The sequence below is a fragment of the Rhodococcus sp. NBC_00297 genome, from assembly GCF_036173065.1.
GTDB lineage: Bacteria > Actinomycetota > Actinomycetes > Mycobacteriales > Mycobacteriaceae > Rhodococcoides.
In genome coordinates this window covers 3,135,360-3,160,500 of record NZ_CP108041.1, presented here as the reverse complement: position 1 = coordinate 3,160,500, position 25,141 = coordinate 3,135,360, and the positions used below count along the sequence as shown (strand labels likewise).

General features: G+C 68.8%; 17 protein-coding genes. 8 read left to right on the top strand and 9 right to left on the bottom strand.

The genetic code is table 11. The annotated features are described in order from the left end of the window. Positions 1-41 precede the first annotated feature (41 nt). Both OG947_RS14915 and OG947_RS14910 read right to left on the bottom strand, forming a co-directional pair. Complete coding sequence (locus OG947_RS14915; RefSeq protein WP_328812165.1) at positions 42-1,202, bottom strand: acyl-CoA dehydrogenase family protein; 1,161 nt, start codon at positions 1,200-1,202, stop codon at positions 42-44. Between the two features lie 11 nt (positions 1,203-1,213). After that, positions 1,214-2,389, bottom strand: coding sequence for an acyl-CoA dehydrogenase family protein (locus tag OG947_RS14910; protein WP_027504702.1), 1,176 nt, complete (start codon positions 2,387-2,389; stop codon positions 1,214-1,216). A 98-nt stretch (positions 2,390-2,487) separates the two neighbouring features. On the opposite strand from OG947_RS14910, the gene OG947_RS14905 reads away from it, so the two are divergent. Next, positions 2,488-3,099 (top strand): histidine phosphatase family protein, encoded by a 612-nt coding sequence (locus OG947_RS14905; RefSeq protein WP_328812164.1) that lies wholly within the window; start codon positions 2,488-2,490, stop codon positions 3,097-3,099. Between the two features lie 4 nt (positions 3,100-3,103). Here OG947_RS14905 and OG947_RS14900 read toward each other — a convergent pair whose 3' ends face one another. Further along, entirely contained in the window at positions 3,104-5,395 is a 2,292-nt protein-coding gene (locus OG947_RS14900; RefSeq protein ID WP_222631621.1) for a putative bifunctional diguanylate cyclase/phosphodiesterase, read from the bottom strand. Between the two features lie 431 nt (positions 5,396-5,826). Here OG947_RS14900 and OG947_RS14895 point away from each other — a divergent pair, with 431 nt between their 5' ends. Further along, positions 5,827-7,113, top strand: a complete 1,287-nt coding sequence (locus OG947_RS14895; protein ID WP_081821135.1) for an MFS transporter — start codon at positions 5,827-5,829, stop codon at positions 7,111-7,113. Between the two features lie 42 nt (positions 7,114-7,155). Here OG947_RS14895 and OG947_RS14890 read toward each other — a convergent pair whose 3' ends face one another. After that, a complete protein-coding gene (locus OG947_RS14890; RefSeq protein WP_051613107.1) occupies positions 7,156-8,850 on the bottom strand; it encodes a DEAD/DEAH box helicase in 1,695 nt (564 codons plus the stop codon). 146 nt (positions 8,851-8,996) lie between these two features. On the opposite strand from OG947_RS14890, the gene OG947_RS14885 reads away from it, so the two are divergent. Continuing rightward, positions 8,997-10,787 (top strand): AMP-dependent synthetase/ligase, encoded by a 1,791-nt coding sequence (locus OG947_RS14885; protein WP_027504699.1) that lies wholly within the window; start codon positions 8,997-8,999, stop codon positions 10,785-10,787. 122 nt (positions 10,788-10,909) lie between these two features. After that, complete coding sequence (locus tag OG947_RS14880) at positions 10,910-12,484, top strand: molybdopterin-dependent oxidoreductase (RefSeq protein ID WP_027504698.1); 1,575 nt, start codon at positions 10,910-10,912, stop codon at positions 12,482-12,484. A 2-nt stretch (positions 12,485-12,486) separates the two neighbouring features. Here OG947_RS14880 and OG947_RS14875 read toward each other — a convergent pair whose 3' ends face one another. Beyond that, positions 12,487-13,098 carry an alpha/beta hydrolase gene (locus OG947_RS14875; RefSeq protein ID WP_328812163.1) on the bottom strand — a complete coding sequence of 204 codons (612 nt, stop codon included), beginning with the start codon at positions 13,096-13,098 and terminating at the stop codon, positions 12,487-12,489. An 89-nt stretch (positions 13,099-13,187) separates the two neighbouring features. Here OG947_RS14875 and OG947_RS14870 point away from each other — a divergent pair, with 89 nt between their 5' ends. Both OG947_RS14870 and OG947_RS14865 read left to right on the top strand, forming a co-directional pair. Further along, complete coding sequence (locus OG947_RS14870; protein ID WP_328812162.1) at positions 13,188-14,141, top strand: alpha/beta hydrolase; 954 nt, start codon at positions 13,188-13,190, stop codon at positions 14,139-14,141. 30 nt (positions 14,142-14,171) lie between these two features. Beyond that, positions 14,172-17,585, top strand: coding sequence for a TM0106 family RecB-like putative nuclease (locus OG947_RS14865; RefSeq protein ID WP_328812161.1), 3,414 nt, complete (start codon positions 14,172-14,174; stop codon positions 17,583-17,585). Between the two features lie 6 nt (positions 17,586-17,591). On the opposite strand, the gene OG947_RS14860 is transcribed toward OG947_RS14865, so the two are convergent. Both OG947_RS14860 and OG947_RS14855 read right to left on the bottom strand, forming a co-directional pair. Next, positions 17,592-18,728: an alanine racemase gene (locus tag OG947_RS14860; protein WP_027504694.1), complete on the bottom strand. Its 1,137-nt coding sequence runs from the start codon at positions 18,726-18,728 to the stop codon at positions 17,592-17,594. After that, the gene (locus OG947_RS14855) at positions 18,725-19,360 is read right to left on the bottom strand and encodes a TetR/AcrR family transcriptional regulator (protein ID WP_328812160.1); all 636 of its coding nucleotides are present in this window, start codon (positions 19,358-19,360) and stop codon (positions 18,725-18,727) included. The genes OG947_RS14860 and OG947_RS14855 overlap by 4 nt, the downstream gene beginning before the upstream one ends. Before the next feature lie 53 nt (positions 19,361-19,413). Here OG947_RS14855 and OG947_RS14850 point away from each other — a divergent pair, with 53 nt between their 5' ends. Both OG947_RS14850 and OG947_RS14845 read left to right on the top strand, forming a co-directional pair. After that, positions 19,414-20,712, top strand: coding sequence for a D-arabinono-1,4-lactone oxidase (locus OG947_RS14850; RefSeq protein ID WP_328811260.1), 1,299 nt, complete (start codon positions 19,414-19,416; stop codon positions 20,710-20,712). Positions 20,713-20,725: 13 nt separating this feature from the next. Further along, positions 20,726-22,222: a molybdopterin-dependent oxidoreductase gene (locus OG947_RS14845; RefSeq protein ID WP_328812158.1), complete on the top strand. Its 1,497-nt coding sequence runs from the start codon at positions 20,726-20,728 to the stop codon at positions 22,220-22,222. 266 nt (positions 22,223-22,488) lie between these two features. Here the strand turns inward: OG947_RS14845 and OG947_RS14840 are convergent, their stop codons facing one another. Further along, positions 22,489-24,420: an MDR family MFS transporter gene (locus OG947_RS14840; RefSeq protein WP_156380482.1), complete on the bottom strand. Its 1,932-nt coding sequence runs from the start codon at positions 24,418-24,420 to the stop codon at positions 22,489-22,491. A 110-nt stretch (positions 24,421-24,530) separates the two neighbouring features. Continuing rightward, positions 24,531-25,010 (bottom strand): MarR family winged helix-turn-helix transcriptional regulator, encoded by a 480-nt coding sequence (locus OG947_RS14835; protein WP_027504681.1) that lies wholly within the window; start codon positions 25,008-25,010, stop codon positions 24,531-24,533. Positions 25,011-25,141 lie beyond the last annotated feature (131 nt).

Below are 25,141 nucleotides of genomic sequence, written 5' to 3'. Positions count from 1 at the left end.
GCCGGTCACCACGCGGGCGACCGGCCTTCGTCGAGGCGGTGCTAGGAGACGCCGAGCATCTCGTGATCCTTCAGCGACGACGTGATCACCCGGAGGTGATCGTCGACCCCGCCGAGCGTGTGCTCGATGGCCGTGAGACGCGAGAAGTAATGTCCCACAGGGTATTCGTCCGTCACACCGATTCCGCCGTGCAGCTGGATCGACTCCTGGCCGATCTGCCGGGCGGAGCGTCCGATCTGCAGCTTCGCCCGCGACGCGACCGTGGGATCCGGAGATCCGTCGGCCAGCGACATCGTCGCGTAGAGCGCCATGCTGCGTGCCAGTTCGAGCTGCACGTACATGTCCGCAGCGCGGAACGTCAGTGCCTGGAACTTGGCGAGCGGCACACCGAACTGCTTGCGCTGCTTCAGGTACTCCGTGGTGAGTCGCAGCGACTCCTCCATCGCACCGAGCGCCTCGGCAGCGAGAGCCGCCTGCGCACGGACGTTGGACGCCACGATGGCGGCACTGGCGTCGCCGCCGTCACCGAGCGGTTCGCCCGCGACGTCCGACAGCTCGAGCGACGCGCCGCGCAGTCCGTCGTGGGTGCGGTAGGTCTTGCGCGTGAGTCCCTCGGCATCGGCCGCGACCAGGAACAGGCCCACGCCGCCGCCGGGCAGCGCCGCGCTGATCACGAAGTGATCGGCGCAGTCACCGTGCAGCACAGGGTTCTTCACACCCGAGAGTGCCCACGAGCCACCCGATCCGGCCGGCCTCCGGCCTTCACGCAGGTCCTCGGTGGCCGACGTCGACACCTCGGCCGCCGGCCAGCGGGTGCCCGGCTCGGAATGCGCGAATGCGAGAAGGGTCTGCCCCTCCGCGATGCCCGGCAGGATGCGCTGACGCTGATCGGTCGATCCGACCTCGGTGATGAGACCACCCGGAATCAGCACGCAGTCCAGCAGCGGCTCGGGTGCGAGGCGGCGACCGATCTCGGTCATGACCGCGAAGGTCTCGACCGGTCCGGCGTCCATGCCGCCGTCGTCCTCGGCGAAACTGAGGCCGAGCAGGCCCAGCTCGGCGAACTGCTTCCAGACCGATTCGGTCCAGCCGCGCTCGCTCTCCACCGCTGCCTTGCGCTTCTCGTTGTCGTAACTGCGGGCGAGCACGTCACGCACCGTGTCGCGCAGCAGCTTCTGTTCTTCGTCCAGTTCGAACTGCATGTCGTGCGCTCCTAGAGACCGAGAATGCCGGACGCGATGATGGTGCGCTGCACCTCGTTCGAGCCGCCGTAGATGGATGTCTTGCGGAAGTTCAGGTAGGTCGGGGTCGCACGCTGCGCCCAGACCGGTGTCGGCGAGTCCTCCCCGGCCGCGAACGGGAGCGAGTCCGGTCCCGCCACGTCGGTGAGGATCTCGGTGGCCAGCTGCTGCAGCTCGCTGCCCCGGAGCTTGAGCACCGACGACGCCGGGTTCTCCTTGCCGGAGACATAGCTGGAGACGATGCGCAGCTGGGTGAGCTCGAGTGCGAGCACCTGGTTCTCGAGCTCGGCGAACCGAGCGGCGAAGACCGGATCGTCGAGCAGCGTGCCGGTCCCGACCGTGGTCTCGGCCGCGAGCGCCTTGGCCTGCGCCAGCTTGGTCTTGGTGAAGCCGAGTCGCGTGATGCCGGTGCGCTCGTTGCTCAGCAGGAACTTGGCGTAGGTCCAGCCGGCGTTCTCCTCGCCGACGAGGTTCTCGACGGGGACGCGGACGTCCTCGAACCAGACCTCGTTGACCTCGTGGCCGCCGTCGATCAGCTTGATCGGGCGCACGGTGATGCCGGGGGTCTTCAGGTCCACCAGGATGAACGAGATACCGGCCTGCTTCTTCGGCGCGTCCGGGTTGGTACGCGCCAGCACGAAGATCCAATCGGCGTACTGGCCGAGCGTGGTCCACGTCTTCTGACCGTTGATGACGTACTCGTCACCGTCGCGCAGAGCGACCGTGCGCAGCGACGCGAGGTCCGATCCCGCCTCGGGCTCGGAGAAGCCCTGGCACCACCAGATGTCGAGGTTCTGCGTGGGCGGGAGGAACTTCTGCTTCTGCTCCTCGCTGCCGAAGGTCGCGATGACGGGCCCCACCATCGAGATGTTGAAGGCCAGGGGCTCGGGCACCGACGCGAGCTGCAGCTCGTCCAACCAGATGTGGTGCTGCATCGGGGTCCAGTCCTTGCCACCCCATTCGACGGGCCAGTGCGGGCTCGCCATGCCGTGCTTGTTCAGGATCTGCAGCGTCGTGATCATGTCCTCGCGCTCGAGTTCCTCGCCTGCCGCGTTGCGCTCGCGGATATCGGCAGGGATCTCGGTACGGAAGAAAGTTCGCATCTCGTCGCGGAACGCAGCTTCCTCATCGGTGAGTGCCAGGTTCATCTGTGACCTTTCGAAGTCCTTCGCTGATCTCTAGCACCGTACTCTCCGGTAACCAGGCTCGGACAGGGGTGCCGTCGACCGATATTCTGGGCCCGACCATGACCGATCACCTCGACTCCCGGGCGCGGAGCACCTCTGTCCGAGTGGCCCTCGTGCGCCACGGCGAGACCGACTGGAACGTCGAGGGGCGTCTGCAGGGCTCCTCCGACATCCCGCTCAACGACATCGGGCGCAGCCAGGCCCGGACAGCGGCCGCCGCGCTGGCCGACGACTCGTGGGACACCCTCGTCAGCTCGCCGCTCTCGCGGGCGTCGGAGACCGCCGACATCATCGGCCACGTCATCGGGCTCACCCGCTCGGCCGACCACGAGGACCTGATGGAACGTCGCTTCGGACGTGCCGAGGGCATGACCGGCTACGAGGCGTGGGCGTACTGGCCCGACGGTGACTACCCGGGCGCCGAGTCGCACGATGCGCTCGCCGAGCGAGGGCGTCGTCGACTCGACCTGCTGGCCGACGAGAACCCCGGCAGGTCCCTCGTCGCCGTGGCCCACGGCGGTATCATCCGGGCCGTGCTGAGGTCCATCACCGGCCACCCTGCGCCGCGCATCGCGAACGCCGGCGTGAGCATCGTCGTCCGCGACGACGACGGCTGGTCGGTCCGCACCGTCAACTCGGTTCCCGTCCGCCACGGCCGACGGCTCCGCTGACGCGTCAGGAGAGGAACGTCTCCACGGGCGCGGGGCGCCCGTAGAGGTACCCCTGCGCGTACGTGCAGCCGAGTTCGGTGACGATGCGCTCCTGCTCCGTCGTCTCCACGCCCTCGGCGACGGTGCGCATGGTCAGCGCGGTGGCCATGGCCTCGATGGCCGTCACGATGGACACCGACGCGTCGTCGACCGGGACGCGGTCGATGAACGACTTGTCGATCTTGATGACGGTGATGGGCAGATCTCGTAGGCGACCGAGCGAGGAGTACCCCATCCCGAAGTCGTCGAGCACCAGCACGATGTCCTGCTCGGCGAGACGTGCGAGGACCCGATTGGCCACCACCGGATCGGCGATGAGGGCACTCTCGGTCACCTCGAGCCCGAGCACCGACCCGTCCAGACCGTGCGACGCCAGCAGGTCCGCGACGACGTCCGGGAGCCGCTCGTCACGCAGCTGCAGCACGGAGAGGTTCACCGACATCGACATGCGCGGCGCTCCCGCCGCCCGCAGTCGCACCAGATCGCCCAGAGCCGTGTCGAGTACCCAGGTCCCGATCTCGGAGATCATGTTGGTGGCCTCGGCGACCGGGATGAACTCGTCCGGCCCCACCCAGCGGCCGCGATGCTTCCACCGCACCAGGGCCTCGTAGACCAGCACGTCGTGGGTCCGCAGCGACACGATGGGTTGGTAGTGCACCGCCATCTCCCCGCGCGCGACCGCGCCGCGCAGCGCGCTGCCCAGCTCGACCGACCGGGTCGCCGCGGTGCGCAGGGACTCGTCGAAGAACGCGTAGGCCGCCGGCCCGCGGAACTTGGCGTCGTACATCGCCGTGTCGGCCTCGCGGACCAGATCGTCCGCGAGCCCGGCGGGACCGCAGGACGTCGCGATGCCGATGCTGACGCTCACGTACAGCGACGCCACACTCAACTCGAACGGTTCCGCGAACGCGGCCAGGAGCAGTTCCGCGAGTTCCTCGGCACGGGCCCGGTCACAGTGCGCCACCACCACGAACTCGTCGCCGGCGTACCGCACCACGTCCTCGTCGGCGGAGACCACGCGCCGGATGCGCTGCGCCGCCGCCTGGATGAGCTCGTCGCCCGCGCGGTGGCCGTACGAGTCGTTGACGACCTTGAAGTTGTCGAGGTCCGCGAACAGCACGGTGGTGGCCGACGCCGACGAGGACGGCCTCCGCGCAGCGCGTTCCAGGATCGACTCGAGCATGGACCGATCGGGGAGACCGGTGAGCGAATCGTGGGTGGCGTCGTGGCGGGCCTTGTCCTCGCTGCGCTGCACCCGGCTCAGCGCCCGCTCACCGCGGACGAACATTCCCACCAGGATCACGGCCAGAAAGGTCGAGCGGACCACCACGTCCGCGGTCCCCACCGCGTCGCCGACGAGCGGCAGCGCGGCGCAGGTGGCGACGAGCGCGACGGACACCGTCATCCGCTGCCGGGTGAGCGCGGCCGTCACACCTCCCGCGCGGCCCACCCACGCCATCGACGGATGCAGCGACGCGGCGGCCAGCAGGACGAACGCGAGCAGATACATCGCGTCGAGGACGACCGCGGGCGGGGCGACCGAGCGGGCCGTCGCGATCGCGTAGCCGAGATCGCCGACGATGGTGACGAGCAGTGCGGCGACGAGGAGAACCAGGGACACGTTGAAGCGGCTCTTCGACAACAGCAGGAAGAACGCCATCGTGAACAGACCGGCGTCGATCGCGGGGAACAGCCCGTTGAGCACCACGGACGGCACGTCCCGCGTGGTCGAGAGGACCGGAGCCACCAGCAGCACCCAGGACACGAACGTCATGCCCAGCGTGACCAGGACCGCGTCGATGATGGTCGGGGTGGGCCGCGAGTTGCCCCCTCGCCGCGACCAGCCGACGATGCCGAGGACGAGCAGCAGGTAGCCGAGCAACACCAGTACCTCCGGCAGCAGCCGGATCGCCGAGGGCAGGTCCGCGCGCACGCTCCGCGCGGACAGGCCCACCAGGAAGGACGTCGCCGCGCCGAGCATGCACCGCCAGGCGTACGTGTCGGTCGGGCTGTTGCGCCGCAGGCCGACCAGGACCACGACCATGCAGCCGATGGCGCCCACCGCGAAGACGCCGGTCCGGATCGATGCGGGCACGATCAGGTAGACGGCCAGCACCACGGCGGCCACCGTGAACGACGCCGCCAGGTAGCGCCCCGGCGACCGGACGGGCCCACCGAGGCGCGATCGGTCCAGCGCCGCAGCGGTCACTCGTGGGGGAACGGGCGTCGACACCATCGACTCGTCCTCCTCGACCACCGCGCGTGAGCGTGTCCCCCGAACCACGACCTGTCCGACCACAATCTATCCGTCCACAACCTAGCTGAGCAGTGGAAAGACGAGCAGCGCCGAGACAGCAGTCATGCCTGCGCGGACGGCGCCGACGCTGCCGGCAGTGCCCGAGATCGGATGCCGCCGCTCCCGCGCCGCGACACCGACGACGACGGTCCGTGCGAGGGCCAGGTGAGAGGTGGTTTCCGGTGCCGAACGGCCACTGTCGCGGCGGCCCGGGCGCCGTAACGACTCGATAACGAAGAGACCGATCGCCCCTCTCGATGCTGAGGTTCGGCCACGACTTCGGTAGGTCTGGGTGAGTGAGTACTTCCGAATCAGGTTCTGTCGACAACCCGACACCGGCGCTGAAGGACGCTCCGCCCGGGGTTCTCCGGCGCGCGATCGGCGCCTCGGCGATGGGCAACGCGACCGAGTGGTTCGACTACGGCGTGTACGCCTACACGGCCACGTACATCTCCCGCGCGTTCTTCCCGGACGACCTCGAGTCCGCCACCCTGCTGACGCTGGGCATCTTCGCGGTGTCCTTCCTCGTGCGGCCGCTCGGCGGCCTCGTCTGGGGACCACTGGGGGACCGTCTCGGCCGCAAGCACGTCCTCGCACTGACCATCATCCTGATGGGCACCGCGACCTTCCTCATCGGTGTCATCCCGAGTTACGCCTCGATCGGCTTCTGGGCACCGGTTCTGCTGGTGATCCTGCGCATGATCCAGGGCTTCTCCACCGGCGGTGAGTACGGCGGCGCAGCCACCTTCATGGCCGAGTACTCCCCCGACCGCAAGCGCGGCTTCTACGGCAGCTTCCTCGAGTTCGGCACACTCGGCGGCTTCTCCCTCGGCGCCCTCGTGGTGCTGGCCGTCGACCTGCTCTCCACCGACGCGTTCATGGACACGTGGGGCTGGCGCCTGCCGTTCTTCGTCGCCGGGCCGCTGGCGCTCATCGGGCTCTACATGCGGTCCAAGCTCGAGGACACCCCGGTGTTCCGTGAACTCGAGAACGAGGACGCGGTGGAGCACAAGACGTCCACCCAGTTCCGCGAACTGATCGCCACCTACTGGCGACCGATCCTCACGCTGATGGGCCTCGTCGTCGCGCTCAACGTCTGCAACTACACCCTGCTGAGCTACATGCCGACCTATCTGGAGAGCCGGATCGGCCTGTCGAGCACGTCGTCGCTGTTCCTCGTCGTCATCGGGCAGTTCGCCATGATGCTCGTCATTCCGTTCGCCGGAGCACTGTCGGACAAGGTGGGGCGCAAGCCACTGTGGCTCGTCTCGATGGTCGGACTGCTGATCTTCGCGATCCCGATGTACATGCTGATGACGGTCAACTTCGGCTGGGCCATCGTCGCGTTCACCGTGCTGGGCCTGCTCTACGTCCTGCAGCTCTCGACCATCTCGGCGACGTTCCCGGCCATGTTCCCGACGCACGTCCGGTTCGCCGGCTTCGCCATCGCCTACAACGTGTCGACCTCGTTGTTCGGTGGCACGGCGCCGGCGGCCAACGAGTGGCTCGTCGAACGGACCGGCAACGATCTCGTCCCGGCGTTCTACATGATGGGCGCCTGCGTCGTCGGACTGATCGCACTGCTCTTCGTCGCCGAGACGGCGGGCGCGTCGATCCGCGGCCGCGGAGTCCCCGGCGTCGACACCGACGCGCATCCCTCGGCGTTGCAGAAGAGCTGATGCACCGCACCCCCGCGAGAATCTCGCGGGGGTGCGCTGGTGTCAGTGCTTGCCGCGGGGCGGTCCGCCGTCGCGCTGCAGCTGAATGAGCACGCCGCTGATCCTGGTGCGGCGCAACGCTTCCAACGTCTCGTCCGCGAGATCCGCCGGGAGCTCGACCAGGCTGTGATCCGGCCGGATGCTGATGTGCCCGAAGTCGCTGCGCCGCAGCCCGCCCTCGTTGGCGATGGCACCGACGATGGCACCGGGCGCCACCTTGTGCCGCTTGCCGACGCTGATCCGGTACACCGCCAGATCCTGATCGCCCTTGCGAGACTTGCGCAACGGCGGTGCGTCCCGATCGTCGAACTTGCGCTCGGGGCGCTCGCGCTTCTCCCGCGGCGGGGGCGGCGGCTCGGGCGACATGAGGAACGCGTCGCCGTCCCGCGACTGCGTCGCCAGCGCCGCGGCGATGTCCGCGAGCGGCACGTCGTGCTCGCGCTCGTAGTCCTCGATGAGTCGACGGAACAGCCCGAGCGACGTCGAGGACAGCGACTGGGTGATGGAGTCGGCGAACTTGGCCACGCGCTGCGCGTTGACGTCGTCGACGCTCGGCAGCTGCATCTCGGTGATCGGCTGCCGCGTCGCCTTCTCGATGGCCTTGAGCAGATGACGCTCCCGCGGCGCGACGAACAGCAGCGCTTCGCCCGCGCGCCCGGCGCGACCGGTCCGCCCGATGCGGTGCACGTACGACTCGGTGTCGTGCGGGATGTCGTAGTTGACGACGTGCGAGATCCGCTCGACGTCGAGACCGCGGGCCGCGACGTCGGTGGCGACGAGCACGTCGAGCGCACCGTTCTTGAGCTGACCGATGGTCCGCTCGCGCTGCGCCTGCACGATGTCACCGTTGATGGCGGCGGCCGAGTAGCCCCGCGCCCGCAACTTCTCGGCGAGCTCCTCCGTGGCCTGCTTGGTGCGGACGAAGATGATCATCGCCTCGAAGTCCTCGACCTCGAAGATCCGCGTCAACGCGTCGAGCTTGCGCTGATGCGCCACCTGCACGTACCGCTGCGTGATGTTGGGGGCGGTGGACGTCTTCGTCTTCACCGTGATCTCGACCGGATCGTGCAGGTACTGCTGCGAGATCTTGCGGATCGCCGACGGCATGGTGGCCGAGAACAGCGCCACCTGCTTGTACTCGGGGGTGTCCGCGAGGATGCGCTCGACGTCCTCCTGGAATCCCATCTTCAGCATCTCGTCGGCCTCGTCGAGCACGAGGTACTCGAGGTGCGACAGGTCCAGCGTGCCCTTCTCGAGGTGGTCGATGACGCGACCGGGCGTGCCGACGACGATGTGGGCGCCGCGCCGCAGACCGGAGAGCTGGATGCCGTACGCCTGCCCGCCGTAGATGGGCAGGATGTGCAGGCCCTCGATGTGGGTGGCGTACTTGCCGAACGCCTCGGCCACCTGGATGGCCAGCTCGCGGGTGGGCGCGAGAACCAGCGCCTGCGGCACCCGGTTGGCGACGTCGAGGCGCGAGAGGATCGGCACGGCGAACGCGGCGGTCTTGCCGGTGCCTGTCTGCGCGAGGCCGACGACGTCGTTCCCGGCCATCAACGGCGGGATGGTGGCTGCCTGAATGGGCGACGGCGTCTCGTACCCGACGTCCGCGAGGGCTTTCAGCACACGCTCGTCGATACCGAGATCGACGAACGAGGGGGTGTCGGTGGACACCGTTTCCGACTCGGAAGTGCTCATGTGCACCAGAGTCTAGTCCAGCGACCACCTGCAGAACGACAACTGTTCGAACAGGACAAAGCGGATACGGCACTACGATCACCGCAGCATCGCTTCATGTGATCCAATACACAACAAACCTGCTGCTACTGGAAGGTACAGACACCGTGCACGAATACTCGGTACCCGCGTCCTACACGATCCCGGACGACGTCTCGATGGCCGACACCGTGTTCCGCTACGCGAGCGAGACCCCGGAGTGGGTGGCGTTCCAACGGCGAGTCGGCGGCTCGTGGAAGGACGTCACGGCGCGCACGTTCGCCGACGAGGTCGCGGGCGTGGCCAAGGGCCTCATGGCCTCCGGCATCGAGTTCGGTGACCGCGTCGCCATCATGGCCGGCACCCGCTACGAGTGGGTCGTGCTCGACTACGCGATCTGGACCGCCGGTGGCTGCACCGTGTCCATCTACGAGACGTCCGCAGCCGATCAGGCGCAGTGGATCCTCGAGGACTCCGCGACCAAGCTCTTCGTCGTCGAGACCTCCGAACACCTCACCCGCATGAAGGACGTCACCGACAGCGCCGCGGATCTCCGCGAGACGCTGAGCTTCGACGGCGGTGCGATCGACGAGCTCACCACCCGCGGCGCCTCCGTGTCCGACGACGATCTGCACGCCCGTCGTCAGCAGGTGTCCGCGTCGTCGGCCGCCACGCTCATCTACACCTCGGGGACCACCGGCCGCCCGAAGGGTGTCCAGCTCACGCACTCGAACTTCTACGCCGAGACGACGGCCACCCAGGTGGCGCTGCACGACCAGATGACCGAGGGCAAGCGCACCCTGCTGTTCCTCCCGATGGCGCACGTGTTCGCTCGCGCGGTGTCGTTCGGCGCCTTCGAGGCCAAGGTCACGGTGGCGCACACGTCCGACACCACGACGCTGGTCGAGCAGTTCGCCGAGTTCCAGCCCGACTTCATCCTCTCGGTCCCCCGCGTGTTCGAGAAGGTCTACAACTCGGCCAAGCAGAAGGCGCACGACGGCGGCAAGGGCAAGATCTTCGATCAGGCCGCGGACGTCGCGATCGAGTGGAGCATCGCGCAGGACAAGGGCGGCGCCGGCCTGGTGCTCAAGGCGAAGCACACCCTGTTCGACAAGCTGGTCTACTCGAAGCTCCGCGCCGCGCTCGGTGGACGGTGCACCAGTGCGCTGTCCGGCGGCGGCCCCCTCGGCGCTCGACTGGGCCATTTCTTCCGCGGCATCGGCGTTCCGGTGCGTGAAGGCTACGGACTCACCGAGACCAGCGCCGCCGTCACGGTCAACACCACCGACAAGCAGCGCATCGGTTCCGTCGGCCGCCCGCTCGCGGGGCACGCCGTGAAGATCGCGGAGGACGGCGAGATCCTGGTGAAGGGTCCCGTCGTGTTCTCCGGGTACTGGCACAACGAGAAGGCCACCGAGGAATCGATCCGCGACGGCTGGTTCCACACCGGTGACCTCGGCTCACTCGACGACGAGGGCTTCCTCTCGATCACCGGTCGCAAGAAGGAGATCATCGTGACGGCAGGTGGCAAGAACGTCGCGCCCGCCGGCCTCGAGGACTCCATCCGGTCGCACCCGCTGGTCAGCCAGTGCCTCGTCGTGGGCGACGCCAAGCCGTTCATCGGGGCGCTCATCACGCTGGATCCCGAGGCTCTGCCCGGCTGGCTCGAGCGTCACGGTCTCGACAAGAGCACGTCCGCGAGTGATCTGACGACCAACGCCGACCTGATCGCCGAGATCGACAAGGCCGTCGACACGGCCAACTCGAAGGTCTCCAAGGCCGAGCAGATCAAGAAGTACACGATCCTGCCCGGTGACTTCACGATCGAGTCGGGAGAACTGACGCCGACCATGAAGCTCAAGCGCAACGTCATCCTGGAGTCGCACGCCACCGAGGTGGCCGACATCTACGGCGGCTGACACTCGTCCGACCCACCCGAGGCGCGCCCGTGAGAACTCCTCACGGGCGCGCCTCGCTCGTTGTGGCTCGTCAACACGCCCACCGGAGCAAGCCGACACTGCCATCGTGACGAATAGCAGTCATGACCACGACGACCACCGAACGCCAGACCTCGGGTGACTCCGCGCGTACGCGCGTCCACCCCTTCGCACGCATGCTCAGCGGAGTGGTCGCCGCCGGCGTCGTGCTCGGCGTGGGCGAGATCCTCTCGCTCCTCTTCAGCTCGGCGTCGTCACCGTTCTTCGCCGTCGGCTCCACCACCGTGGACCGCACGCCCGCGTTCGCCCGCGAGTTCGCGATCGACACCTTCGGCACCAACGACAAGGCCGCCCTGTTCGTCGGCATGTCCATCGGCATCGCGATCATCGCCGCCATCGCCGGCCTGCTCGAGCGCCCGTCCCGTCCCATCGGATCGGTGATCCTGCTGGTGCTCGGTGCCGTCGGCGTCTACGCGGTGCTGCAGCGGCCGACGTCCTCGCTCAGTGATGTCATCCCCACCGTGGTGGGCGTCGTCCTGGGCATCGCGGTCCTGCAAGCCCTCACGCGAGCGCTCGAGGTGCCGGCGGGCACGGTCGACGGGTTCATGCCGCGTCGCAAGTTCCTCGTCCTGTTCGGCGCTGCCGCCGCGGTGGCCGTCGCAGCCGGCACGGTCGGCCGGTACCTCGGCGATCGTGTCGCCGGCGTCGCCGAGGACATCAAGAACTTCCGCCTCCCCACGGTCGCGGCCGGCGAGAAAGCCGCCGCCATTCCGGCCGGTACCGACATCGGTGTCGAGGGCGCGACCACCTTCGTCACGCCGAACAACACCTTCTACCGCATCGACACCGCTCTGCAGGTCCCGCAGCTGACCACCGCCGAGTGGCAGCTCAAGATCCACGGCAAGGTCGACCGCGAGATGACGCTGAGCTGGGACGACCTCATGGCTCGCACTCCGATCGAGCGCGTCGTGACGCTGACGTGCGTGTCCAACGAGGTCGGCGGACCGCTCGCCGGCAACGCGACCTGGATCGGGTTCCCCATCAAGGACATCCTCGACGAGGTGGGTGTGCAGGCCGACGCGGACATGCTGCTGTCCACGAGCATCGACGGCATGACCATCGGTTCGCCGGTCGAGGCCCTCACCGACGGCCGCGACGCGATGCTCGCGGTGTCGATGAACGGCGAGCCGCTGCCCGTCGAGCACGGCTACCCGGTGCGTCAGGTCGTGCCCGGTCTGTACGGATTCGTCTCCGCCACCAAGTGGGTCGTCGACTGGGAACTCACGCGCTTCGACGAGGCGACGGCCTATTGGACCGACCGCGGCTGGGGCGACAAGGCACCGATCAAGACGGCGTCACGCATCGACGTGCCGGCCGCCTTCGCCCCCGTCGCACCCGGTCCCGTCCGTGTCGCAGGTACCGCCTGGGCGCAGCAGCGTGGCATCGAGCGCGTCGAGGTTCGTGTCGACAACGGACCGTGGCAGGAGGCGACGCTCGCCGAGCAGTACACGATCGACACCTGGCGCCAGTGGTTCTGGGACTGGGACGCCACTGCGGGCAACCACAACATCCAGGTCCGCGCGACGGATCAGGACGGGAACACGCAGGTCGAGGAGCGCACCCCGCCGATCCCCGGTGGTTCGACCGGGTGGCACACCCGCACCATCATCGTCAGCTGACGTCAGGCGTTCGCGAGGACGTGGTCAACGGCCGCGTCGGTCACGGTGCGGTGGATCTTCTCGTGCAGCAGGTCGTGTCCGGCGTCGGCGTACTCGCGCAGGGTGATCGTCGGGATGCCGCGCACGAGGTCTCGGACGCCGTCGATCGGCACCATGCGGTCGTCCACACCGTGCAGTGCCAGGGTGGGCGACCGGGTCGCTGCCGTCAGATCCTCGCGGGAGATCGCGCGCGGCGGCATCGCCACCAGCACGACGGCGGGCGCGCCCCCGCCGGTCGCGAGCATCCGCACCGCGGTCGCGGACCCCAGCGAGTGGCCCATCACCGCAGGTCGGTGGCCGGCCTCGACCACGACGTCGAGGAGATGACGTGCGTTCTCCGCCAGCGCGTCGAGGTAGGCGGCGTCGTCGGCCGCCTCTCCTTCGGACAAGCCGTGGCCGATGTGGTCGAGGCCCCAGGTGGCGATGCCATGTGCTGACAGGGCAGCGCCGAACCGGTGGTACTGGCCGGTGTGCTGTCCCCGCCCGTGCAGGAACACGAGGGTCGCGGCAGGATCCTCGGTGGGTCCCCACTGGCGGTAGTGGGCTCGACCTCGGGGTCCTTCGAAGAACGGCATGTGGCCATTGTGGCTGATGTGACTCAATAGTCACCGGTTCGACACAGAACCGAACCCCACGGTTCCCTCCGCCGTGCGAGCATCGGACCATGAGGTTGGTTTTCGTCATCGTCGTCGCCGTCGTCGCGGCTCTTCTCGGGGCGCCCGCCGCCACCGCTGCGGAGCCTGCCCGAGTGGTCGGGGTGCGGCAGCTCTCGCCGACACACTCGGTCGTCGACGTCTACTCCCCCGCCATGAACCGCGTCGTGCCGAACGACGTGCTCCGCCCGGCTCGCGGCGGGTCGCTCCCCACGCTCTACCTTCTCAACGGTGCCCTGGGCAACGAGGACGGAGTCGGCTGGATCAACAACTCCGGCGCCCCGGCATTCTTCGCCGACAAGAACGTCACCGTCGTGCTCCCCATCGGTGGGCGTCTGAGTTTCTACACGGATTGGCTCGCCGACGATCCGATCCTCGGATCCAACAAATGGCAGACCTATCTGACGCAGGAACTGCCCGGCGTCATGGACCAGCAGTTCGGCAGTACGCGCCGCAACGCGGTGGCAGGGGTGTCGATGAGCGGCGGTCCGGCACTCGATCTCGCCGTGCAGGCGCCCGGCCTCTACCGTGCCGCGGCATCCATCAGCGGGTGCCCCGCCTCGTCGAACCCGCTCGCCCAGGCCGCGATCTCGATCATGATCGGCGGCGCCCTGAACAACCCCTTCAACATGTGGGGCCCTCCCGGTGCTCCCGCATGGGCGCAGCACGACCCGTCCCTCCACGCCGACCGCCTCCGCGGAACGGCTGTCTACGCAGGATCCGCGAGCGGTGTTCCCGGCCCCGTCGACCGCATCCCGCCCGGCAGCATTCCCCCGTTCGGTGGAGCAGCCGTCGAAGCCATGGTGAACACGTGCACCGGCATCTTCGCCGACGCGGTGCGGAGGGCGGGCGTGCCTGCGACCATCTCTATGCGCGGCGAGGGCTCGCACAGCTGGGCACTGTTCGAGGACCAGCTGAAGGAGGCCTGGGGCACGACGATCGCACCTGCCCTCGGGACCCGCTGACCTGTCGGCCGGTCTCGTTAGGGTGGCGGCATGTTCGTCACCGGAGACACCCTCGTCCACAGCGCAGGCGACCTCGCGCTGGCGTCCCGGTGCGAGTACGCACTCCTGCGCACGCTCGACGCGAACCTCGGCCGCATCGAGACCGAGCAGGTCGACGACGCGATGTTCGCCCGGCTCGCGCGCCTCGGCAGTCAGCACGAGGCCCGCGAGCTGCTGAGACTGAAGCGCGAGCATCCGGACGGCGTCGTGACCATCGAACGGCCGGCCGAGAGCATCCCGTCCGCGCTGGCCGCCGCCGCACAGGCCACCCTCGCCGCGGCGCAGCAGCGCGTCCCCGTCATCTACCAGGGCACGTTCTTCGACGGCGAGTTCCTCGGCTTCAGCGACTTCCTGATCCACGACCCGTCCACCGACACCTATGCGGTGCACGACACCAAGCTGTCGCGCACCGAGCGCGTCCCGTCGGTCCTGCAGATCGCGGCGTACGCCGACGCGCTCGAGGCTGTCGAAGTTCCCACGTCCGCCACGGGCCACCTCGTCCTCGGTGACGGCACCGACCATCTCGTGCACCTGCCGGACGTCCTCCCCGTCTACCGCCGCGCACGGCGCGAGATGGTGGCCCTGCTGTCCGGCCACCTGACGCAATTGCTCCCGGCATCCTGGGCCGACCTCGACATTCGCGCCTGCTTCCGGTGCGAGCACTGCACCCCCGAGGTCGAGGCACAGCGTGACCTGTTGCTGGTCGCCGGGATGCGCGTCTCCCAGCGGTCCACGTTGCACGCCGCGGGGATCACGACCGTCGACGAGTTGGCCGCACACACCGGTTCCGTCGCGGACCTCTCGGAGCGGTCCCTCGGCACCCTGCGCGCGCAGGCCCTGGCCCAGGTTCAGCAGGAGCAGTCGGGGTCACCGGTGGTCGACGTGCACACCCCGAGCGCTCTCGGTGCACTGCCCGCTCCGGACGAGGGCGACATCTTCTTCGACTTCGAGGGCGACCCGCTGTACGCCGAACGCGGCTCCTCCGACTGGGGGCTCGAGTACCTCTTCGGCGTCATGGAGTCCGACGGCGCGTTCCGGCCGTTCTGGGCCCACGACCGGCACGAGGAGAGGGCCGCCTTCGTCGCCTTCGTCGAGTACGTGCGTGCACGCCGCGAGGCGTTCCCCGGCATGCACGTGTATCACTATGCGGCATACGAGAAGTCGGCTCTGCTGCGTCTGGCCTCGCGGTACGGGGTGTACGAGAACGAGGTCGACGACCTTCTCCGGCAGCAGATCCTCGTCGACCTGTATCCCGTCGTGCGGTCCGCCCTGCGCATCGGCGCACCGAGCTACAGCATCAAGAAGCTCGAACCGCTGTACATGACCGATCACCGCGGCGACGTGGCAGACGCCGTCGCTTCCATCACCGAGTACGCGCGGTGGTGCGATCTGCGCGACCGTGGCGACCTCGACGAGGCGGCCGGCGTCCTCGCCGAGATCGCCGACTACAACGAGTACGACTGCCGCTCCACACTGGAACTGCGCGACTGGTTGCTCGGTCACGCCGAACGCGCGGGTGTGGTGCCCCGCGGTCCGCTCGACGCGGCCGAACCGGTCGACGAGGACCGGGACGCGGTGCGAGACGCCCTGTGGGAGTTCGCCGGTGAATCGGTCTCACGCACGACCGACCAGCAGGCGATCGCCCTGCTCGCGGCCGCTGTCGGCTACCACCAGCGCGAGGAGAAGCCCTACTGGTGGGCGCACTTCGACCGACTGGCCTCGCCGATGGACGAGTGGGCCGACACCCGCGACGTGTTCATGGTCGAGGAGGTGGAGTCCATGACCGAGTGGGCGACACCGCCCGGCAAGCGGGTCCAGCGGCGCACGAGCGTGGTGCGCGGTGAGTTCGGGCCCGGCAGTGGGCGCGTGGGGTCGAAGGTGACCGTGCTCTACGCGCCGCCTGCTCCGGACTGGATCGCGCCCGACAGACGCGCGAACCCGCAGTATCGCTGGACGATGCCCGGAACGATCGTCGAGGTGTCCGAGGACGGCGCCCACCTCACGCTCGAGGAGTCGCTGTCCAAGGGCGCCGAACCCCACGATGTCGCACCGGTCGCCACGACGCCCGATGCCTTCGTCAACACGACCACGCTGCGGGAGGCCATCGCCGCCACCGCGGCGGAGGCAGCGGATCGCCTTCCCGAAGTCCGCGCCTCGGCCGTGGTCGACCTCCTGCGTCGTGATCCTCCCCGGACCCGGTCCGGCGCACCGCTCGCCGAGGTCGTCGACGAGCAGGTCGCTGCGGCCATCACGGCGTCGCTCCTCGATCTCGACGATTCCTACATCGCGGTCCAAGGGCCGCCGGGAACGGGGAAGACCTACACCGGATCGCGAGTGATCGCCGCACTCGCACGCGATCACGGCTGGCGCATCGGGGTGGTCGGCCAGTCGCACTCGGTGATCGAGAACCTTCTCGACGGTGTCGTCGCCGCCGGGCTCGATCCCGAGAGCGTCGCCAAGAAGGGGTCGTCCGACAGCACGCACTCGTGGCTCGGCGTGGACTCGTACTCCGGGTACCTGGCCACACACACCGGCGGATGCGTCGTGGGTGCGACGGCCTGGCCGTTCACCAACCGCAAGGAGTTCGCAGAGCAGGAGCTGGACCTGCTGGTCGTCGACGAGGCGGGCCAGTTCTCGCTCGCCAACACCATTGCGGTGGCGCGGGTGGCACGCAACCTCCTGCTGCTCGGCGATCCGCAGCAGCTGCCGCAGGTGAGCCAGGGCAGCCACCCCGAACCGGTGGACACCTCTGCTCTGGGCTGGCTCGCGGACGGCTCCGACACGCTCCCGGCCGACCTCGGGTACTTCCTGGCCACCACTCGCCGCATGCACCCCGAGCTGTGTTCCGTGGTGTCCGACCTGTCCTACGACGGACGGCTCCGCTCGCACGACACAGTGCTGGGACGGCACCTGGACGGCGTCGACCCGGGAGTGCACACAGTTCTCGTCGACCACGAGGGCAACGCGACGTCCTCGCGAGAGGAAGCGGTCGAGATCGTCCGACTGGCACGGTCACTGGTGGGATCGGCCTGGACGTGTGACGGGGAGACACGGCCGCTGGGCGCCTCGGACCTGCTCGTGGTGGCGGCCTACAACGCCCAGGTCGCCACCGTGCGCGCGGCGCTCGACGATGCCGGACTGCACGAGGCCTCGTGCGGCACCGTCGACAAGTTCCAGGGCCGGGAGGCCGCCGTGGTGATCGTGTCCATGGCCGCGTCGGCCCCCGAGGACGTGCCGCGCGGCATGCAGTTCCTGTTGTCGCGCAACCGCATCAACGTCGCCTTGTCGCGGGGGCAGTGGGCCGCGTACGTCGTCCGCTCACCCGCGCTGACGCACTATCTGCCCTCGACACCGGCGGAGCTGTCGTTGGTCGGCGCCTTCATGCGGGTGAGCCCCGACGAATGATGCCGGTCAGCCGAAGGCCCGACCCTCACCGCGGTAGGTGGGCAGTGTCGTGCGGGAACCGTCCGCGGACACGAGGTGTGCCTCTGTGAAGCGCTCGCACACCTCACCGGCCTTGGCGTGCCGGAACCACAGCCGATCCCCCACCGCCGCACCGGATCCCGCCACCGGCGTCTGGACCTCCCCGGCCCCCTCGGTGCGGATCAACGCCCCGCGTCCGATCAGTGACGGCACACGAGAGGCCCCCGTCGGTCCCGAGGCGATGTACCCACCCGAGAACGCTGTCGCGATGGTCCGCGTCGGCGTGCGGACGACGGGGAGTGCGAAGAAGAGCGCCGGTCGTGCAGTGAACGCGTCGTAGCGATCGAACAGCGTCGGCGCGAACAAGCCGGAGCCCGCCGTCACCTCGGTCACCGCCGGATCCGCAGCCGACACCTCGATCGACCCGGTGCCCCCACTGTTCACGATCTCGAGTACGCCCACCTCGTCCTGCACGGCATCGATCACGGCGCGTCGCCGGAAGGCCAACTCGGACGCCGACTTCCGCTTCATCCACCGCACCGCTCGTCCGGAATCGGGCAGCCCCGCGATCTGCGCCTCGTAGAACATCACGCCGACGACGGACGCGCCGCGCCGGACCGCCTCCCGCGCCAGCGCGGCCACCTCGGCCGGACGACGTAGCGGCGACCGACGAACGCCGATGTGAGCGGGTCCGATGCGGAGCGACGCGTCGACGTCGAGACACACCCGCACCGGAGCTGCCCACGGACCGGCGGCGTCGATCACGTCGAGGTGTGCTCGCGAGTCGATCATGAGAGTGATGCGGCGGCACGCGTCGGCGTCAGCGGCCAGGGTGGCGAGCGCCTGTCGATCCACGGTCGGATAGCCGACGAGGATGTCCGGTACCTCGTTCAGCCACAACGCCTCTCGCAGCGAGTAGGCCATGACGCCCGCGAACCCCCGAACGGCCAGCGCACGCTCGAGGACACCGCGGATACGGACGGATTTCGACGCGAGACGGATGGGCGTACCGCCGGCCCGTCGCACCAGATCCGCGAGGTTGGCCTCGAGCGACTCCTCGTCGATCGCGAGCAGCGGCGGGTCGAGCTCTGCCGTCGCGGCACCGAGCCGATCGAGCACGGTCACGACGGCACCGCCTTCGCCGCGATGCGCGCGGCCAGGTCGTCGAGTTCCGCGATGACGGCGAGAGTGTCCTGGTCGACGAGCCACCGGAGAACCACCCCGTCGATGGTCGCCAGTGCGGAACGCGTCAACGACGCCATCGGTTCGGTCCACCGCATCCGTGATGCCTCGGCCGCCGCCTCGAGGAAGCTCTCCGTCTCGGTGTCCATGACGCGGTACTGCAACGTGCCGATGCCGGGTCCGGCTCCCGCGGAGCGCACCGAGTAGGCGGTGATCTCGTAGGTGAGCAGCTGCCGGTCGGCCGTGCTCTCGATGACCGACCAGAGTGCGGCCACGCCGCAGTGCAGTATCTCGCGCAGCGCACGGGGGCCGGCGCAGTCCCGCCGACCGTCGGCGGCGGCAGCGTGCAGGGCCGTGCCGACGGCGGCGCCGAGCTCCTGTACCAACGCCTCGCCCATGGCCGTGACGAGCGCTTCCTTGTTCTCGAAGCAGTAGTGGACGACGCCGAGCGAGACCTCCGCGTGTTCGGCGACGGCGCGCACGGTGACGGCGGCGATCCCGGCCTCCGCTGCCACGGTGAGCCCGGCCTCGATCAGCTGCGAACGCCGGAGATCGGCGGGGAGGCGCACGGTCATGGTCGAAGTCTAGGGGGTTGACCTGGACGGTTGTCCAGTACTTGTATCCATCCATGACCGAATGGACGAACTGGGCGGGAAACCAGCGCGCACGGCCCGCGTCGATCGTGAGACCGCACAGCGCCGACGAGATCCGGGACGTCGTCGTGCGCGCGCAGGGCCGGGTCCACGCGGTCGGAGCAGGCCATTCGTTCACCGGCGCCGCGCTGACGGACGGCGTCCTGGTAGCGCTCGACCATCTGACGGGCATCGAGGGTGTGGCCGCGGGACCGGACGGCACCACCGACGTCACCGTGCGCGCCGGAACGCGGCTGCACACCCTGAACGATCTCCTGCACGCCCGCGGGCTGGCGCTGACCAACATGGGCGACATCGACGTGCAGACACTCGCGGGTGCGATCTCGACCGGCACGCACGGCACCGGGGCGCGGTTCGCCGGGCTGTCCGCCCACGTGGTCGGGGCGCGACTGGTGCTCGCCGACGGCACGGAGGTCACGGTGTCGGACGGGCCGCTGTTCGAGTGCGCGCGACTCGGCCTCGGGGCGTTCGGGATCCTGACCGCCGTGACGATGCGGTGCGTTCCGGCCTTCGCGCTGCACGCCGAGGAGACCCCGGGTCGCCTCGGCGAGGCGCTCGAGCGTTTCCCCGACGACATGCGCGACGTCGACCATCCGGAGTTCTACTGGTTCCCGCACACGGATCGGGTGCTGACCAAGCGCAACACGCGGCTGCCCGCCGACACGCCACTGTCTCCCGTGGGCCGCGTGTCGTCGTGGATCGACGACGAACTGTTGTCCAACAACGCCTTCGAGGTGATCAATCGCGTGACGACGCGAATCCCGTCCATCATCCCGAGGGTGAACACGGTGTCGGCGGCGGCCTGGTCGGGTCGCACGTTCACCGATCGCAGCTCGTCCGTGTTCGCGTCCTCCCGTCGGGTCCGCTTCCGCGAGATGGAGTACGCGGTGCCGCCCGAGTCCGTGCCGAGCGTGATCCGCGCGATCGAAGCCTGGATCGCGCGGACCGGTTACCGCGTGACCTTCCCGGTCGAGGTCCGCTGCGCCGCCGCCGACGACGTCTGGCTGTCCACCGCGCACGGCCGTGACACCGCCTACGTCGCCGTCCACCAGTACCACCGGCGGCCGGTGGGTGGGTACTTCGACGCGGTGGAGGCGATCGCACGTGATGTCGGTGGACGCCCGCACTGGGGCAAGATGCACTCCCTCACCGCGGGCACACTTCGTTCGCTGTACCCGCGCTTCGACGACGTCGTGGTCGAACGCGAGCGAGTGGATCCCCACGGCACCTTCGGAAACGACTATTCGGACACGGTGCTCGCACGACTAGAGTGACACAGTGAACGTGATGCGCAGGGCCCTGTCCGGAATCCTCTCGGCCGCCCTCGTGCTCGGTGTCGGTGAACTCCTCGCCGCCGTGGTCGGCCCGGACTCGTCACCGATCGTCGCTGTGGGGTCGGCCGCGGTGGACAACACCCCCGCAGGCGTCCGTGAGTGGGCCATCGACACGTTCGGCACCTCCGACAAGCTCGCCCTCTTCATCGGTATGGGTGTCGTCATCGCCCTCCTCGCCGCCGGAGCAGGCATCCTCGAACGTGCTCGGCGACCCATCGGATCGGCACTGTTCGTGGTTCTCGGCGTACTCGGGGTCCTGGCGGCGATCTCGCGCTCCGGCAGTGGATCGATCGCAGCGCTCCCCACCGTCGTCGGCGTCGCGGTCGGCATCCTCGTCCTACGGTCGCTCGTCGAGCGCGCGGACCCGGACGCGTCGGAGGGGTTCTCCCGTCGACGCTTCGTGATGCTCGCCGGGATCAGCGCCGCCGCGGCCGTCGCGACCGGCGCCGCGGGACGGGTGCTCGGCGCCTCCACGCGGGCGGTCACGCAGGACCGCAACGCCTTCACCGTCCCGGTGCCCGACAGCCCGGCGCCGCCCGTGCCCGCCGCCGCGGATCTCCGGCTGCCCGGCCTGTCCCCGTACGTCACGTCGAACGCCGAGTTCTACCGGATCGACACCGCTCTCGTGGTGCCGCGGGTGAACTCGCAGGACTGGAGTCTGCGCATCCACGGCATGGTGGACAACGAGATGACGCTGACGCTGGCCGATCTCGAACAGCGTGTGTCCATCGAACGGATGGTGACGCTCACCTGCGTGTCCAACCCCATCGGCGGCGACCTCGTCGGCAACGCCACCTGGACCGGCTACGCCCTGAAAGACATTCTGGCGGAGGCACGTCCGCAGGCATCGGCCGACATGGTGCTGTCCTCGTCGCACGACGACTTCACGGCCGGCACCCCGCTGGACGTCCTCATGGACGGGCGCGACGCCATGCTCGCCGTCGCCATGAACGGGGAGCCGCTGCCGATCGAGCACGGCTACCCGGCGCGCCTCGTCGTCCCCGGCCTGTACGGCTACGTCTCGGCGACCAAGTGGGTCACCGACCTCGAGGTGACCAAGTTCAGCCAGGCTCGCGCGTACTGGACCGACCGCGGATGGTCCGAGCGCGGACCGATCAAGACGGCCTGCCGTATCGACACCCCCGTCGGCAGCAAGGACGTCCAGGCGGGCACGGTGATGATCGCCGGCGTCGCGTGGGCCCAGCATCGAGGCATCTCCCGTGTCGAGGTCCGCGTCGACGACGGCCCCTGGACCGAGACCACCCTCTCCGACGAGTATTCGCGCGACACCTGGCGCCAGTGGTCATACGCCTGGACCGCCACCTCCGGCCAGCACCGCATCGAGGCTCGGGCCACCGACGGCACCGGTGAGGTGCAGACGGACGTGCGCGTCGACACCGTTCCCGACGGTGCGAGCGGGTACGCGAGCATGCCCGTGACGGTGCAGTAGGTCGACTGGTCCAGCGTCTGGGCCGGAGCGCACACCCCTCTCGGTGTCCGCACACCCCGTGTAGCTGACTGAAAGGTGTGTGCAGTCACCACTGCCGGTGTACACACCCCCTGCAACGGCCGATGAGCGCTCGCGCGCACAGGTTCCCGCGCCGTACACCCTCGTCCGCCGGACAGAAGGGATGTGCACATCACGGAACCCGTGCATCCCACGCACGAGAGAGCGGACGCACCCGAATCGGGTGCGTCCGCTCTGTCGTCGTCGAACTAGTTGTGCGAAGCGTCGAATCGCGAGTGCACGTCCGGCACGTGGACGTCACCGAGAACGCGAGCGATCTGGTCCTCGCTGAGACCCAACCGGCGCAGTCGTTCGCACACGGCGTCGAAGCTCAGCATCTTGGAGTCGAGTTCCTGCTGGAGCTCGGCGACCTCGGCGCGCAGCACCTCGGCCTCCTCGAGTGCGTCGAGGGTCTCCGCGGGCTTGGGCAGCAGCAGCGACAGCAGCCGGTCGCGGGCATCGGTGCTCAGTCCGTCGAACGGTGCGGAGCCCTCCGCGGCCTCGTGCTTGCCGACGGGAGCGGTCACCGGTGCGATCTCGGTGGTGTCCGCGGTGTCGGTGCGAGCCTCGTCCTTCTGCATGTCCACGGCGGTCTCGCCCTGCACGTCCGAGTCCTCGACGGGCACGGCCTGCTCACCCTGAGGCTTCAGGTCGATCGTGGTGCGCAGCGGGCGGTTCGGGATGAACAGCACCGCGAGCACGGTGACCAGTGCAACGAACCCGGCGATCAGGAAGATGCGTCCGGTGGCGTCACCGTAGGCGGTACGGATGACCGCGGCGATCGGGTCGGGCAGCGATCCGATGTCCAGGGTGCCGCCGCCGTTTGAGCCGGCGGGGACACCGAGGGCGGCGAGTCCGGAGGCCGAGTTGTCGGCGACGCGGGTGGCGAGGACCGATCCCAGAACCGAGACGCCGATGGCGCCACCGAACGTCCGGAAGAACGCGACGGTGGACGATGCCGCACCGATGTTCTGCACGCTCACGGTGTTCTGCACGGCCAGCACCAGGTTCTGCATCAGCATGCCGGTACCGAGGCCGACGATGGCGATGAAGACGCCCACGAGCCACAGGTTGGTGGCGTGATCGAGCGTGCCCAGCAGACCGAAGCCGACGACGAGCAGGAAGGAACCGGTGACGATGAAGGGCTTCCACTTGCCGAAGCGGGAGATCAGCTGACCCGAGCCGACCGACGAGACGAGCATGCCGGCGACGAGCGGGATGGAGAGCAGGCCTGCCGCGGTGGGCGAGTAGCCACGAGCGGTCTGGAAGTACTGACCCAGGAAGGTGGTGGCGCCGAACAGGCCGACACCCACGGCGACGGAGGCGATGATGGCGAGTCCGGTGGTGCGCTCGGTGACGATCTTGAGCGGGATGATCGGGCTCTTGACCTTCGCCTCGACGAGGACGGTGAGGATCAGCAGAGCGACACCGCCGCCGACGTACATCGCGGTCTCACGGGAGATCCAGTCGTAGTACCCGGCCTTGCCGGCGAACGAGACCCAGATGAGCAGCACGGACACACCGGCGGTGAGGAGCAGCGCGCCGAGCCAGTCGATGGAGACGTCGTCCTTGCGCTCGGTGGTGATGTGCAGCGTGCGCTGCAGCAGCAGCAGAGCGATGACGGCGAGCGGGATGCAGACGAAGAAGCACCAGCGCCACCCGAGGGGGCTGTCGACGATGACGCCGCCGAGGATCGGGCCGCCGGACATCGAGACGGCCATGACGGCGCCCATGTAGCCGGAGTAGCGACCGCGCTCACGAGGAGACACGATGCTGCCGATGATGGCGACGACGAGTGCGGTCAGACCACCCATGCCGATGCCCTGCACCACGCGAGCGGCGAGCAGGATCGGCACGTTGTGCGCGAGGCCGGCCATGACGGAGCCGATGACGAAGATGACGAGCGAGCTCTGGACCAGCAGCTTCTTGTTGAAGAGGTCGGCGAGCTTGCCCCAGATCGGCGTCGAGGCCGCGTTGGCGAGCAGTGCCGTCGTGATGACCCAGGCGTACGCGGTCTGCGAGCCCTTCAGGTCACCGATGATGGTGGGCAGGGCGGTCGAGACGATGGTCGTGCTGAGCAGGGCGGTGAAGAGCCCGGCGAGCAGACCGATCAGGGCCTCGAGGATCTGCCGGTGCGTCATCGGGGTCGAGTCCGCGGCGGCCTCGGCGGGAGCCGAGAGCTGATCGGTGTCACTCACCCGGGAGGGCGGAGTGTCGTGTGTGACGGTCATGTCTGTGGTTCTTCCTATTCTCAGTTATGCGAGAGGATGCGCTGGCCGGAGTGCCGGGCCTGCGCCTCGTCGGTGAAGGTGGACGTGAGTCGGCGGATGGAGTCGAGGGCGGCATTCGCCTGGTCCTCGTCCCAGTCCCCCAACATGCGGGACAACCGTGCGACTCGGTGCTCCTTGATGCGGTCCAAGCAGGCGAGTCCGGCGTCGGACACCCGAACCCGGGTGGCACGTCCGTCGTCGGGATCGGGAGTACGCACGACGTGGCCGGCGTCCACCAGCTCGGCGAGCTGACGGCTGAGCACGGACTGGCTGGTGCACATGGCGTTCGCCAGTTCGGACTGTCGGCACTCGCCGTGGGTGGCGAGCGTTCCCAGTACGCCGACCAGGGCGGCCGGCAACTCGGTGCGGTCGTCCCCCGTCGACACGGCCACGCGCAGTGCGCGGCCGAAGCGGAAGACTTCTTCCATCAGCAGCTCTGCTGTCTCGGTGTGGACGGCCACGGCGATCTCTCCTCGAACTCGTTTACTTGCTGTCTGCAACTATATAGATAGATACCTGAGGTAAACAACTATTAATGTGTCTCTCTTCCCGAGCCGTGGGGCGTGGCCCGGACCAGCAGTCGTCGCCGCCT